8 protein-coding genes, 1 tRNA gene and 2 rRNA genes are annotated in these 14,683 nt (G+C 63.7%); 4 read left to right on the top strand and 7 right to left on the bottom strand.

The features are described from left to right. Positions 1–3 precede the first annotated feature (3 nt). The 4 genes from xylB to FFI97_RS29630 form a co-directional block, all read right to left on the bottom strand. On the bottom strand, positions 4–1,476 hold the full coding sequence (gene xylB, locus FFI97_RS29645) for a xylulokinase (RefSeq protein WP_144004544.1): 1,473 nt from the start codon (positions 1,474–1,476) through the stop codon (positions 4–6). Between the two features lie 70 nt (positions 1,477–1,546). After that, positions 1,547–2,728 carry a nucleoside hydrolase gene (locus tag FFI97_RS29640; protein WP_139703569.1) on the bottom strand — a complete coding sequence of 394 codons (1,182 nt, stop codon included), beginning with the start codon at positions 2,726–2,728 and terminating at the stop codon, positions 1,547–1,549. A gap of 191 nt (positions 2,729–2,919) precedes the next feature. After that, a complete protein-coding gene (locus FFI97_RS29635) occupies positions 2,920–4,551 on the bottom strand; it encodes a S41 family peptidase (protein WP_139703567.1) in 1,632 nt (543 codons plus the stop codon). A gap of 79 nt (positions 4,552–4,630) precedes the next feature. Further along, a complete protein-coding gene (locus tag FFI97_RS29630; protein ID WP_062482108.1) occupies positions 4,631–6,955 on the bottom strand; it encodes an ATP-binding protein in 2,325 nt (774 codons plus the stop codon). A gap of 116 nt (positions 6,956–7,071) precedes the next feature. Here FFI97_RS29630 and FFI97_RS29625 point away from each other — a divergent pair, with 116 nt between their 5' ends. The 4 genes from FFI97_RS29625 (at position 7,072) to FFI97_RS29615 (ending at position 11,003) form a co-directional block, all read left to right on the top strand. Then, a complete protein-coding gene (locus FFI97_RS29625; protein ID WP_169805105.1) occupies positions 7,072–8,271 on the top strand; it encodes a threonine ammonia-lyase in 1,200 nt (399 codons plus the stop codon). Positions 8,272–8,392: 121 nt separating this feature from the next. Beyond that, on the top strand, positions 8,393–8,542 hold the full coding sequence (locus FFI97_RS33720; RefSeq protein WP_167394954.1) for a hypothetical protein: 150 nt from the start codon (positions 8,393–8,395) through the stop codon (positions 8,540–8,542). A gap of 151 nt (positions 8,543–8,693) precedes the next feature. Then, positions 8,694–10,547, top strand: a complete 1,854-nt coding sequence (locus FFI97_RS29620) for a phosphoenolpyruvate carboxykinase (GTP) (protein ID WP_139703565.1) — start codon at positions 8,694–8,696, stop codon at positions 10,545–10,547. Between the two features lie 72 nt (positions 10,548–10,619). Continuing rightward, positions 10,620–11,003, top strand: a complete 384-nt coding sequence (locus tag FFI97_RS29615) for a hypothetical protein (protein WP_139703563.1) — start codon at positions 10,620–10,622, stop codon at positions 11,001–11,003. A 150-nt stretch (positions 11,004–11,153) separates the two neighbouring features. On the opposite strand, the gene rrf is transcribed toward FFI97_RS29615, so the two are convergent. The 3 genes from rrf to FFI97_RS29600 form a co-directional block, all read right to left on the bottom strand. Next, positions 11,154–11,266, bottom strand: a 5S ribosomal RNA gene (gene rrf, locus FFI97_RS29610). A 128-nt stretch (positions 11,267–11,394) separates the two neighbouring features. Further along, a 23S ribosomal RNA gene (locus FFI97_RS29605) occupies positions 11,395–14,266 on the bottom strand. 321 nt (positions 14,267–14,587) lie between these two features. Continuing rightward, positions 14,588–14,663 (bottom strand) — tRNA-Ala (locus FFI97_RS29600). Between the last annotated feature and the right edge of the window lie 20 nt (positions 14,664–14,683).

Here is a 14,683-nt window from a genome sequence, read left to right as displayed (position 1 = left end):
TCTTCAGGCCACCGACGCCCAGACCGGCGCCATCGCGCGGTAGAGCGTGCGGAAGGCCTCCAGCCGGGGCTGGTAGGCCGCATGCAAGGCGGCGTCGGGCGCCAGCACCTGGCGCACCGGCGGCGCCACCACCACACCCGCCGGGTCTTCGCCTGTGACCGCCAACCGCGCGAGCCGCGCCGCGCCGAAAGCCGGGCCGCGGTCGGCGGATTCGTACAGCACCAGCGGCACATCGAGCACCGACGCGATCAGCTGCGCCAGGAAGGCGGAGCGCGCACCGCCGCCGATCAGCGCCAGGCGCTCGGGCCGTGCCGTCTGCGCGCTCAGCGCTTCCAGGCCGTCGGCGAGCGAGAAGGCGATGCCTTCGCAGACCGCCTGCATCAGGTCGGCGCGCGTGGTGGCGCCCGACAGGCCGACGATCGCGCCGCGCGCGAAGGGGTTGTTGTGCGGCGTGCGCTCGCCGAACAGATAAGGCAGCGCGAGCAGGCGCGAGGGCCCGGCGTACGCGGCCTCGACCTCGGCCAGCAGCGCGCCGACCGACGCACCACCGGTGCACGACGCCAGCGCCGCGAGCGGGCTCGCGCCGTTGAGCAGCGCGGCCATGCGGTACCAGCGCTGCGGCAGCGCATGGCAGAAGGCGTGCACCAGCCGCTCGGGGTCGGGGCGGTGCGCGGTGTCGGCCACCAGGATCTGCGCCGAGGTGCCGAGCGACACGAAGCCGTCGCCGGGCCCGACCACGCCGATGCCGACGCCGCCCGCCGCGGCATCGCCCGCGCCGCCCGCGATCGGCACGCCGCGCGGCAGGCCCCAGCGCGCGGCCAGCGCGTCGCACACGGTGGCGCAGGGTTCGCACGACTCGACCACGCGCGGCAGCCAGGCGGGATCGACCCCGCAGGCGGCGAGCGCCTGCGGCGACCAGCGGCGCTGCGCCTGGTCGAACAGCCAGGTGCCGGCCGCGTCGGTGACGTCGGTCACCTTCTCGCCCGACAGTTGCAGGCGCACGTAGTCCTTGGTCAGCAGCAGCGAGCGGGCGCGCGCCACGGCCTCGGGCTCGTGGGTGCGCAGCCAGCGCAGCTTGGGGCCGGTGAAGCCCGCCATCGGCTGCACGCCGACGGCGCGGCGCAGGGCCAGGTCGGTCTGCATGAGATCGGCGGCCTCGGCGGCGGCGCGGCCGTCGTTCCACAAGATCGCGGGGCGCACGGGGCGGTCGGCCGCGTCGAGCAGCACCAGCGAGTGCATCTGGCCCGACAGGCCGATGCCTTGCACGCCAGCCATCGCCGTCGGGTGCATGCGCGCCAGTTCGTCAAGGCCGTCGGCCACGGCAGCCCACCACTGGTCGGGGTCGTGCTCGCACCACAGCGGCTGCGGGTACTGCGAAGTGAGCGGCCGATCGACCGTGGCCACGACCTGCAGCAGCTGCAGGTCGGTCAGGACGATCTTGACCGCGGAGGTTCCGATATCGATGCCGATCAGCATGCGTGTGTTCCCTGTTCGAGGGCCGAAGTATCGGCGCTCCGGCCCCGCGCGCCGGCTGACGGCAGGTGGTTTACGAGCCGGTCGCCGGCAGCGAAATCGGCACCGGCCGCGTGAGCAGGTCGATGTAGAGCTCGAAGAAGCGCGCGTTGTCGAACTTCTTCACCACCGTCATCTTCTGCAGCGGCACGCCCGCGGGCGGCGTGGTGTAGCCGATGGAGCGGCCGTTGTCGGCCGCGCCGGGCTTGGCGACCACGTCGACATAGCGCTCGACGGTCTGCGTGGCATAGCGCGGATCGATGAGGTAGGCCAGCACCAGCGTGTCCCAGATGTTCTGCGTGTAGTTCGGGTTGTTCTCGAAGCCGTTGGTGCCGCTGAAGCCGTAGCCGTTGAGCTTGCGGAACACCTCGGTCACGGCCGTCGGCTTGGCCGGGTGCGCGATGCGGTCGTAGACGGGCTTGGTGAGGAACACGGTGTCGGTCACGTCCAGCGGCACCACCACCTGCGGGATCGGCAGGCGCACCACGAACTGCGCGGCCTCGGGGTCGAACCACCAGTTGAACTCGGCGAAATGGGTGGTGTTGCCGGCCACGTCGACGGCGCCGCCCATGTAGATGATCTTCTTGATCAGCGGCACGATGTCGGGGCTCTTCTTCACGGCCAGCGCGATGTTGGTGAGCGGGCCGATGGCCAGAATGGTGATTTCGTTGGGGTTGGCCTTGACGGTGTCGATGATGAAGTCGACCGCGCTCTTGCGCTGCACCACGGTGCGGGTGGCGAAGCCGTCGGGCGAGGGCTTGAGGTCGGCGTCGGTCTTGGGCTCGGGGCCGCTCCAGGCGCCCAGGTAGCCGTCGCCGCCCGCCCCCGCCTTCATCTCGGCCTCGATGGTCGCGTAGTCGTGGTTGATGGCGTAGTTCTCGCCCACGTAGACACCGATGCGCTGGCCCACGCCCAGGCGCTCGACCGACATCAGCGCGTCGGCCACGCCCTGCTTGAGCCACTGGTTGCCCGACACCACGCTGATGCCCATCACCTGCACCTTGCCCTCGGCCTGCAGCTGCGCGGCCATGACGCCGAGCTGGCCGTCGTCGCTCATGGTGTTGTAGTCGCTGTCGATGATGACTTTCTGCGCCACCGGCGGCGCGGCGAACCCGGGTGCCAGGCCGATGCCGTCGTTGCCGCCCCCGCCACCGCCGCATGCCGTGAGCACGGCCACGACGACGAGCCAGAAGGTCGTCACTGTCCATTTGCGCATCTGCTTCTCCTAAGTGTTTGGTTTCCAGCCCGGTTTCCAAAAGGGGCGCCAGGGAGTGAAAACGTTTGCGCAAACCTTTGCGCAAACGTTTGCCAAACTCTAAGTGGCAGGCCGCAGGCGTGGCAATGGGGTGCGGCTAGGGGTTTTCCGCGAGGCCGGGGCCGGCCTCGCGCGCGGGGTCAGGCCGTCTATCAGCCCGGGTTGGGCACAAGGTCGATCAGCCGGTTCTCGCGCAGCGGCGAGCGGGGGCGCAGGAAGAGCTCGTCTTCTTCCACCGGCGCGGCGGCCTTCTCCAGGCCCGGGGCGTCCGCGGCCTTGGCGGATGCCGTGGCCGCGGTGCACGAACCGGTGTCGCGCAGCCGCAGCGCCGCGGCCAGCCGGCCTTCGGCGGCGTCGCCCAGGAGGTGGTCGAAGTCGTCGGCCACGGCGCAGCTGGCATTGGGTGCAAAGCCGTCGCCGTAGTCGCCGAAACCGGCCTGGTTGACGCCCTTGAAGTTGACCGCGAAGTAGGTGGTGCCGCAGTTGTCCTGCGGGACGAACCCGTAGGGCTTGCCGCAGGTGGTGGCGCCCACGAGGTTGACCGTGACGCCCACGCCGCGCAGGCTGTTGATGACCGACTCGCTGGCCGAGCAGGTGCCGCGGCCCGTCAGCAGCGTGACGCGCGACAGGCCCAGCGTGGGCAGGGGCTGGCCGGCGCGGGTGGTCGTGAAGAAGGGCGTGAGGTTGTCCGCGAGCGTGGTGCGGTACGGATTCTTGTCGTTGAAGGTCAGCAACTCGAAGGTCTTGCCGTTCGTCGGGCCCGGCCCGGCCACCATGTAGGCCAGCTGGCTCGCGATGCGCAACTGGCCGCCGCCGTTGTAGCGCATGTCGATCACGAGGTCCTGGACGCCGCCGTCCTGCTTGAGCGTGTTCATGGCCGTGACGAGCTGCCCCTCGGCGGTCGAGATGTGGTCGTTGAACAGCAGGTAGCCCACGCGGTTGCCGGCCGGCCCGATGGTGCGGGTGTACAGCACCGGCGTGCTCGTGATGCGCTGGGCCGTGAGCTCGATCGGGCTGCCGCGCGTGCCGCTCACCTCGAAGGTGAAGGTGTGCTTCTCACCGAGGTTCTGCGGCGAGATCGCGCGGTTGATGATGTCGACATTGGCCTGCCCGGTGCTGGCCACCACGTCGACGCCGTCGACCGCGACCAGCTTGGCCCCGCGCGCCAGGCCGGCCGCCGCCGCCGGCGAGCCCGGCTCGACGAAGGCAAGGCGGATGTTGCGCGGCGGCGAGCTGCGCACCGCCGCCGTGTCCATGCCGTAGCCGACCGACACGCCGCCCTCGGACTCCAGGCGGTACGCCTCGGTGTCGAGGTAGAAGTGGAAACGGTCCTTGAGCTGGCCCGAGGGCGTGGTGGCCTGCGTCTTGAGCACGCTGAACCAGGTCAACGGCGTGGCGTAGTCGGACGCCTTGAGCGTGGTGGGCACCTCGTTGTACCAAAGGTAGGTTTCGTCGATCCAGCCGCGCACCCAGCTCTTCTCGTTGTCGACGGTGCCGGCGGTGTCGGGGTACGCGCGGCCCGTCGCGGGGTTGGTGCCCCGGCGCGGCGCGACGCACTGGCCGGCGACGGTCGAGGACGCGACGATGCCGCCCTCGCCCCCGTTGCCCCCGCCTCCCGGCACGGGCGTCGGCAGCACGCCGATCGGGAAGCCACCGCCGCCACCTCCTCCCCCGCCGCCTCCACCGCACCCCGCCAGCAGGCCGGCCAGGGCGAGCGCCACCGCGCCGGTGGCGGCGGCCAGGGCCCGCGAGCGCCGCGACGCGTGTGCATTGCGAAAGGCCATCGGGGTCCTCCTGGCGTCCGCGGTGGCGGACAGTGCAGACTGGTTTTTGTTCGGGGCGCGGGGGCGGGACGCTCGCCCGCTACTGGATGAAGCCCATGCCGCGCGATTCGCGCACTTCGGGCTTGATGCGGTGCTCGGCTTCGAGCTGTTCGAGAAACTCCGCCGCCGAGAACTCGGCCGCGAGGATGTCGGTCTGCCGCTTCACGGCCGCGAAATCGCCCGGGCACAGCTGCGACAGCAGCGCCAGACGCGCGCGCACCTCGCCGGTGAGCAGGGCCGCGTCGCCCGCGAGCGCCTCGGTGACGAACATGCGTTCGCGCTGCGCTGCGGTGAGCGGCATGAACTTGATCTTGAAGGTGAAGCGCCGCAGCGCCGCCTGGTCGAGCCGGTCGAGCAGGTTGGTGGTGCACACGAACACGCCGCGAAAGCGCTCCATGCCCTGCAGCATCTCGTTGACCTCGGTGACCTCGTAGGTGCGCTGCGCGCCGCGCCGGTCCTGCAGGAACGAATCGGCCTCGTCCAGCAGCAGCACGGCCTTCTCGGACTCGGCCTCCTTGAACATGGCGGCCATGTTCTGCTCGGTCTCGCCGACGTACTTGCTCATGAGGTCGCTGGCCTGCTTGACGATGAGCGGACGGCCCACGGCCTTGGCGATGTGCTCGGCCAACGCGGTCTTGCCGGTGCCGGGCGCGCCGTAGAAGCACAGCGTGCCGTGGCCGCGCGCCTTCAGCGCCTCGACGATGCGCGGGATCTCGAAGCGGGTTTCGACATGGAGCATGTCCAGGTCGTAGGTGGTGACGCTGCGGCGCTCGGCCGGGCTCTTGTCGAGCGTGCCCAGCGCGAGGTCGGCGTTGCGCAACTGCCGTTCGATGAGCGCCTCGACCGAGGCTTCGTCAGTTTTCGCCAGGCCGGCGAAGCGCACGGCGGTGCGGATCTGCGCGGGCGTGAGGCCCTTGCGCTCGGCCAGCTTGGCGGTGAAGGCCTCGGACACGACCACGCCTTCGAGCGTCTTCTTGACGAGCTGTTCGCGCGCGCCGGGCGGCGGCGATTTGAGCTCCAGGTGGTAGGCGAAACGGCGGCGGAAGGCCGGGTCGATCTGCTCGATGCGGTTGGTGACCCACAGCGTGGGCACGGGGTTGGCCTCGAGGATCTGGTTGACCCAGGCCTTGCCGCTCACGCTGCCGCTGGCGGGCGCGGGGATCTGCTCGGCGCGCGCCATGAACTGCGCGGCCTCGGTGCTGATGGGCGGGAACACGTCCTCGACCTCGTCGAACAGCAGTGCGGCCTGCGCGCTGCCCTTGAGGAACACCTGCGCGATCTGCAGCGAGCGGTAGCGGTCGCGGCCGCTGAGCGAGTTGCCATCGCGGTCGGCGTACTCGACCTCGAAGAGCTCCAGGCCCGCGGCCTGCGCGACCACCTTGGCCAGCTCGGTCTTGCCGGTGCCGGGCGGGCCGTAGAGCAGCACGTTGACGCCGGGCTCCTTGCGCGCGACCGCCGCGCGCAGCAGCGTGACGAGCATCTGCGCGTCTTCCTGCACGAAGGAAAAATCGTGCGGCGTGAGCGCGCTCTTGGCCGAGGGCCGCGTGAACACGGCCATCAGCTCGTTGTGGTCGCGGTACTCGCGCATGAGCACGGGCGGCAGCTTCTCGCTGACCTTCATGAGGTCGGCGAGGTCGGTGATGTTGTGCTCGGAGATGAGGTTCTCGACCAGGCCGATGCGCTCCAGCCGCGAGCCCGCGCGCAGCGCCTCGCCCACCTCGCTCGCGTTGACGCCCGCGATGTCGGCGATGGCGGCATAGGCCTCGGGCGCATTGTTGACCTTGAACTCGACCAGCAGCGAGCGCAGGTCACGTTGGTAGCGCGCGAGCGTGCCGTACAGGAGCAGCGCGCGCTCGGCCTTGTTGAGCTGCAAGAGGCCGGCGAGCGCATCGATGTTCTTCTCGACCAGCGTGGACTGCTTGCGCAGCGCGTGCGTGAGCCAGTCGCGCGTGACGGCCAGCACCGAGAGCAGGTCCTTGGGCTGGTCTTTCGCGTACTCGTCGAGGTAGAAGAACAGCGTGCCTTCTTCATACGGACCGCGCCACACGCCGTGGCGTTCGAGCAGCGTGCGGCCGTCGAAGTCTTCGACGCCCTTCCACGCTTCATTGCCCGCACAGCGGCGGCCCAGGAACTCGCGCAATCGCTGCAGCACCGCGGCGGGCCACACGAGGTGGCGCCCGGTGAGCGAGAGCAATCCGTTGATATCGCGCCGCACATTGAAGCGCGGCCCCTGCTTGGCGGCGAGCGTGAGCACGAAGTGCGAGCACATGAGCTCGAGCACCGGTGCTTCCTTGAGGCCGGGCGAAGGCAAGGCCTGCCCGCGCACCGCAGCAGCCACCACATCGACACCCGCACGCTTGACCATCAGGCAACCTCCTGCGAGGAAATACTTGGAGCGACCATAACGCAGACTTTTGGCTTCGGGAAGACGCCGAAAGAGTAAAAACCCTGATCCGCTGGATTCCAGCCACAATGCGCGCCATGGTCGGAATCGAAGCTATCCGTCGCGCCGCGGCGCGCCTGCAGGGCCAGGTGCTCAACACGCCCTGCGTGGAGTCGCGCACGCTCTCTGAAATCGTGGGTGCGCAGGTGTTCCTCAAGTTCGAGAACCTGCAGTTCACGTCCTCCTTCAAGGAGCGCGGAGCGTGCAACAAGCTGGTCGATCTGTCCGAAGGCGGCACGCGCGGCGTGATCGCCATGTCGGCCGGCAACCATGCGCAGGGTGTGGCTTATCACGCGCAGCGGCTGGGCCTGCGCGCACTCATCGTGATGCCGCGCTTCACGCCCGGCGTGAAGATCGAGCGCACGCGCGGCTTCGGCGCCGAGGTGGTGCTGCACGGCGACACGCTCGACGCGGCGCGCGCCCATGCGCTGGCACTGGCCGAGCGCGAAGGCCTGACCTTCGTGCACCCGTACGACGACGAAGCCATCATTGCCGGCCAGGGCACGATCGCGCTCGAGATGCTCGACGCCGTGCCCGACCTCGACACGCTGGTGGTGGCAGTCGGCGGCGGCGGGCTCATCGCCGGCATGGCCGTCGCGGCGCGCGAGATCAAGCCCGGCATCGAGATCGTCGGCGTGCAGACGCAGCGCTTTCCGGCGATGGTGAATGCCGTCAAGGGCACGCACCACGCGCAAGGCACGAGCACGATCGCCGAAGGCATCGCGGTCGGCACGCCCGGCGTGCTGACGCGGGAGATCATCGCCGCCAAGGTCGACGACCTGCTGCTGGTGGATGAAGGCGACATCGAGCAGGGCGTTTTGATGCTGCTCGAGATCGAAAAAACCCTGGTCGAAGGCGCGGGCGCGGCCGGCCTGGCGGCGCTGATCCGGCATCCGGAACGCTTTCGCGGCAAGCGCGTGGGCCTGGTGCTGTCGGGCGGCAACATCGATCCGCTGCTGCTCGCGGCCATCATCGAGCGTGGCATGGTGCGCGCCGGGCGGCTCGCCCGGGTGCGCGTCAGCGCGCGCGATGTGCCGGGCTCGCTGGCCCAGATTACGGCCACCGTGGCCGAAGCGGGCGCTAACGTCGACGAGGTGCACCACCAGCGCGCCTTCACCATGCTGGCGGCGCAGAATGTCGACGTCGAGCTGGTGCTGCAGACGCGCGGCCGGGCCCACTTGGCGAGCGTGTTGAGTGCCCTGAAAGACGCCGGTTTCGAAGCGGTGGAGCAGCACTGAGGGCTCCTCGCAACCCCCTAGACCCGCTGACGGCGCCTCGCCGGTAAAATGGCGGGAGTTTTGTCATTTGCGGTTGACTGCATTTGATGCTTTGTCATTTGCGTATTCGAGGTATTTCCCGATGTCCCATCCCACCCCCGCCGAGCACGGCCACGCTGCCGCTGAACATGACGCCGTCGAATCGGTCGTTCACCTGATGCCGCTCGTGCTCCCGCTGGCTGGCGGCGTGCTGATGCTGCTGCTGGCGTCGATCGCCGTTTTTCTCGCCTGAACTGACAGGCTTTCGCGCCTTTGTCCGCGGGCTGTGCGGCCCGCGTTGACGCAATCTCCCGAAGCGAAACGTTTTCTCAAACGGACCTCCGTGCCTGGTCAGGCGCGGCGCCCCGTTCGGAAAGACGATTTTTCAACTTAGGAGATTTCCGATGAACGCACCCACGATGAAGGGCCTTCCCATTCAGGCGCCCTCATACGTCAAGAACGCCAAGCTGATCGCCTGGGTGGCCGAGATGGCCGCGCTGTGCAAACCCGACGCCATCCACTGGTGCGACGGCAGCAAGGAAGAATACGACCGCCTCTGCCAGCAACTGGTCGACGCCGGTACCTTCAAGAAGCTGAACCCCGCCAAGCGCCCGGGCTCGTTTCTCGCGATGTCCGATCCGAGCGACGTGGCACGCGTCGAAGACCGCACCTTCATCTGCTCCGCGCAGAAGGAAAACGCCGGCCCCACCAACAACTGGATGGCCCCGGCCGAAATGCGCGCGACGCTGCAGCCCCTGTTCGACGGCTGCATGAAGGGCCGCACCATGTACGTGGTGCCCTTCAGCATGGGTCCGCTGGGCTCGCCCATTGCGCACATCGGCATCGAGCTGTCTGACAGCCCCTACGTCGCCGTCAACATGCGCATCATGACCCGCATGGGCAAGGCCGTGTACGAGGTGCTGGGCACCGACGGCGAGTTCGTGCCCTGCGTCCACACCGTAGGCGCACCGCTCGAGGCCGGCCAGAAGGACGTGACCTGGCCCTGCAACACCACCAAGTACATCGTTCACTACCCCGAGACGCGCGAGATCTGGAGCTACGGCTCGGGCTACGGCGGCAACGCGCTGCTGGGCAAGAAGTGCTTCGCGCTGCGCATCGCGTCGAACATGGGCCGCGACGAAGGCTGGCTGGCCGAGCACATGCTGATCCTCGGCGTGACCAGCCCCGAGGGCAAGAAGCACCACGTGGCCGCCGCCTTCCCGAGCGCCTGCGGCAAGACCAACTTCGCCATGCTGATCCCGCCGGCGGGCTTCGACGGCTGGAAGGTCACGACCATCGGCGACGACATCGCCTGGATCAAGCCGCAAGCCGACGGCACGCTGCGCGCCATCAACCCGGAAGCCGGCTACTTCGGCGTGGCTCCGGGCACCAACGACCTGACCAACCCGAACTGCATGGCCAGCCTGCACCGTGACGTGATCTTCACGAACGTGGCGCTGACCGATGACGGCGATGTCTGGTGGGAAGGCATGGGCGACGCGCCCGCGCATTGCATCGACTGGCAAGGCAAGGAGTGGACGCCGCAGATCGCCAAGGAAACCGGCGCCAAGGCCGCCCATCCGAACGCGCGCTTCACCGTCGCCGCCACCAACAACCCCGCGCTCGACGAAGCCTGGGACGACCCAAAGGGCGTGAAGATCGACGCCTTCATCTTCGGCGGCCGCCGTTCGACGACCGTGCCGCTGGTCACCGAAGCCCGCAACTGGGTCGAAGGCGTCTACATGGCTGCCACGATGGGCTCGGAAACCACCGCCGCGGCCGCCGGCCAGCAGGGCGTGGTGCGCCGCGACCCGTTCGCCATGCTGCCGTTCATGGGCTACAACATGAGCGACTACTTCCAGCACTGGCTCGACCTGGGCAAGAAGCTGCAAGCCTCGGGCGCCCAGCTGCCGAAGATCTACACGACCAACTGGTTCCGCAAGGGCGCGGACGGTAAGTTCGTCTGGCCAGGCTACGGCGAGAACATGCGCGTGCTGAAGTGGATGATCGACCGCGTGGAAGGCAAGGCGACGGAAGGTGTCGAGCACATCACCGGCGTGAGCCCGCGCTACGAAGACCTGAACTGGACCGGCCTGGATTTCAGCGCCGAGCAGTTCGCTACCGTCACGAGCATCGACAAGGCGGCCTGGCAGGCTGAGCTGAAGCTGCACACGGAGCTGTTCCAGCAGCTGGCGCACCATCTGCCGAAGGAACTGCCGGAGACGAAGGCTGCGATTGAGCAGCGGCTGGCGGCTTAAGTAAGGTAAGCGCTGCTCGCGGGCTCATGAGGCCTGCGAAGTGCGGGTTTTGAAAGCCCAATAGGAAGCCCGATGAGCTCATCTCATCGGGCTTTTTTTGTTTTAGGCACTAGTCAGTTGGCGCCGCGGCAGGTGATTCCTGGTCATGGTGGCGTTTTCGCGGATGTCGAGCGCGCGTTGCAGACGGCGCGCAAGCGTTTAGCTGGCTTGGAGCGTGACCCGGTGAAGCACGCGCGTCATGCGATGAAGGTGCTGATGAAGTTCAAGCTTCTCGAACTGCACGCGGCGTCGCACGCTGAATGGGATAGATGGCTTGCTGGAACGCCCTATTTCGAGCGGATCCGGGCTCGATTCTTTGCCGGTGAGTCGCTGGTCGATCTGACGTCGGAGCTGCTTGCAGAGCTGATTGCAGTTGGCGCAGCGCAATCCGATGCATCGGGAGTTCACAACGCCTGATTGGCGGTTGTCTGCTGCAATAAAAAAGCGCCTTCTCGTTCGAGTAGGCGCTTTTTCTTTGTCTGTCTGTTCTTGTCTTGCGTGTTCTTTTACGTCGCGCAAAGCAAAAAACCCCAGTCATTGCTGACTGGGGTTTTCTGGGCTGTAAGAGCCTGACGATGACCTACTTTCACACGGGAACCCGCACTATCATCGGCGCTGAGTCGTTTCACTGTCCTGTTCGGGATGGGAAGGAGTGGTACCAACTCGCTATGGTCATCAGGCATAAAGGGTTGTCCGATTGATCACGCGATCAATCAAACGAATTCATAGAGTTTGGAATCAGCTTTGGGCGAATTATTTTGAATGCGTCAACTTGGCATAACACCTTGATCAGATTGATCAAAGTTATAGGGTCAAGCCGCACGAGCAATTAGTATCAGTTAGCTTAACGCATTACTGCGCTTCCACACCTGACCTATCAACGTCCTGGTCTTGAACGACTCTTTAGGGGCTCAAGGCCCCGGCAGATCTCATCTTGAAACGAGTTTCCCGCTTAGATGCTTTCAGCGGTTATCTCTTCCACACTTAGCTACTCGGCAATGCCACTGGCGTGACAACCGATACACCAGAGGTGTGTCCACTCCGGTCCTCTCGTACTAGGAGCAGGCTTCCTCAAATCTGCAGCGCCCACGGAAGATAGGGACCAAACTGTCTCACGACGTTTTAAACCCAGCTCACGTACCTCTTTAAATGGCGAACAGCCATACCCTTGGGACCGGCTACAGCCCCAGGATGAGATGAGCCGACATCGAGGTGCCAAACACCGCCGTCGATATGAACTCTTGGGCGGTATCAGCCTGTTATCCCCAGAGTACCTTTTATCCGTTGAGCGATGGCCCTTCCATACAGAACCACCGGATCACTATGTCCTGCTTTCGCATCTGCTCGACTTGTCAGTCTCGCAGTTAAGCACGCTTATGCCATTGCACTATCGTCACGATGTCCGACCGTAACTAGCGTACCTTCGAACTCCTCCGTTACGCTTTGGGAGGAGACCGCCCCAGTCAAACTGCCTACCATGCACTGTCCCCGATCCAGATAATGGACCTAGGTTAGAACCTCAAACACACCAGGGTGGTATTTCAACGTTGGCTCCACAAGATCTAGCGACCCTGCTTCAAAGCCTCCCACCTATCCTACACAGATCTGTTCAAAGTCCAATACAAAGCTACAGTAAAGGTTCATGGGGTCTTTCCGTCTTTCCGCGGGGAGATTGCATCATCACAAACATTTCAACTTCGCTGAGTCTCAGGAGGAGACAGTGTGGCCATCGTTACGCCATTCGTGCAGGTCGGAACTTACCCGACAAGGAATTTCGCTACCTTAGGACCGTTATAGTTACGGCCGCCGTTTACTGGGACTTCAATCAAGAGCTTGCACCCCATCATTTAATCTTCCAGCACCGGGCAGGCGTCACACCCTATACGTCCACTTTCGTGTTTGCAGAGTGCTGTGTTTTTAATAAACAGTCGCAGCCACCGATTTTTTGCAACCCATTCATGCTTCGTTGTTCACTACACACTAATAGGGCACACCTTCTTCCGAAGTTACGGTGTCAATTTGCCGAGTTCCTTCTCCTGAGTTCTCTCAAGCGCCTTAGAATACTCATCTCGCGCACCAGTGTCGGTTTGCGGTACGGTCGTTGTTAGCTGAAGCTTAGTGGCTTTTCCTGGAACCTCGTTCAGTCACTTCACGGACAAGTCCGCTCGATCGTTGGCCTCGGTATATGTGCACCGGATTTGCCTAATGCACGCCTACATCCAACTAAACCAGAATAATCCAATAACTGGATGACCTATTAAGATCCGTCCCCACATCGCACTAACAATCGGTACAGGAATATTGACCTGTTTCCCATCAGCTACGCATCTCTGCCTCGCCTTAGGGGCCGACTCACTCTACGCCGATGAACGTTGCGTAGAAAACCTTGCGCTTACGGCGAGGGGCTTTTCACCCCCTTTAACGCTACTCATGTCAGCATTCGCACTTCTGATACCTCCAGCACGCTTTACAACGCACCTTCACAGGCTTACAGAACGCTCTCCTACCACTTGCAATAAATTGCAAATCCGCAGCTTCGGTAACTGGCTTAGCCCCGTTACATCTTCCGCGCAGGACGACTCGATCAGTGAGCTATTACGCTTTCTTTAAATGATGGCTGCTTCTAAGCCAACATCCTGACTGTTTTAGCCTTCCCACTTCGTTTCCCACTTAGCCAATTTTAGGGACCTTAGCTGGCGGTCTGGGTTGTTTCCCTCTTGAGTCCGGACGTTAGCACCCGGTGCTCTGTCTCCCAAGCTGTACTCATCGGTATTCGGAGTTTGCCTTGGTTTGGTAAGTCGCCATGACCCCCTAGCCAAAACAGTGCTCTACCCCCGATGGTAATACTTGAGGCACTACCTAAATAGTTTTCGGAGAGAACCAGCTATTTCCAAGTTTGTTTAGCCTTTCACCCCTATCCACAGCTCATCCGCTAGTTTTGCAACACTAGTCGGTTCGGACCTCCAGTACCTGTTACGGCACCTTCATCCTGGCCATGGATAGATCACTTGGTTTCGGGTCTACACCCAGCGACTGATCGCCCTATTCGGACTCGATTTCTCTACGGCTTCCCTATTCGGTTAACCTTGCCACTGAATGTAAGTCGCTGACCCATTATACAAAAGGTACGCAGTCACCCTTGCGGGCTCCTACTTTTTGTAAGCACGCGGTTTCAGGATCTATTTCACTCCCCTCCCGGGGTTCTTTTCGCCTTTCCCTCACGGTACTAGTTCACTATCGGTCAATGATGAGTATTTAGCCTTGGAGGATGGTCCCCCCATATTCAGACAGGATTTCTCGTGTCCCGCCCTACTTGTCGTTAGCTCAGTACCACACAGGTCATTTCACGTACGGGGCTATCACCCGCTATGGCCAGCCTTTCCAAGCTGTTCCGTTATGTCTTGTGCTATCACTAACAGGCTTCTCCGATTTCGCTCGCCACTACTTTCGGAATCTCGGTTGATGTCTTTTCCTCGAGCTACTGAGATGTTTCAGTTCACCCGGTTCGCCTCGCATGACTATGTATTCATCATGCGATACCTTTGCAGGTGGGTTTCCCCATTCGGAAATCTCCGGATCAAAGCTAATTTGCCAGCTCCCCGAAGCTTATCGCAGGCTATCACGTCCTTCGTCGCCTATCATTGCCAAGGCATCCACCACGTGCTCTTATTCACTTGACCCTATAACTTTGACGTTTCTTGCGAAACTACAAAATCATCTCAAGGAATATGTCAGGTCTTTCACCTGACGCGTTATGCCGTACTTCCAATATCGATTTGACTCGAAATTGAAGTTTCTTTTGACGCAATCAAAAATTCTATGTTGCTGATGGCACGGTCTGCACTAAACCTTTACGAATGTGCAGTTTCCATCAGCAACGCTGATTCGACTCTATGAATTTTTAAAGAACAGCCGATTGATCAAGAGATCCTGATCAACAACAAAGAAGCCTCATGCTTTCGCAGGAAGCTGCTTTGGTGTTGAATAAGTATCGAAGTTATTGGTGGAGGATGACGGGATCGAACCGACGACCCCCTGCTTGCAAAGCAGGTGCTCTCCCAGCTGAGCTAATCCCCCTCAAACTCTCACACGAGATA

It is taken from the genome of Variovorax sp. KBS0712 (assembly GCF_006323185.2).
Classification (GTDB): Bacteria; Pseudomonadota; Gammaproteobacteria; order Burkholderiales; family Burkholderiaceae_C; genus Variovorax; species Variovorax boronicumulans.
Note: the sequence above shows the minus strand (reverse complement) of the source record. Positions and strands in the feature narration are given on the sequence as shown.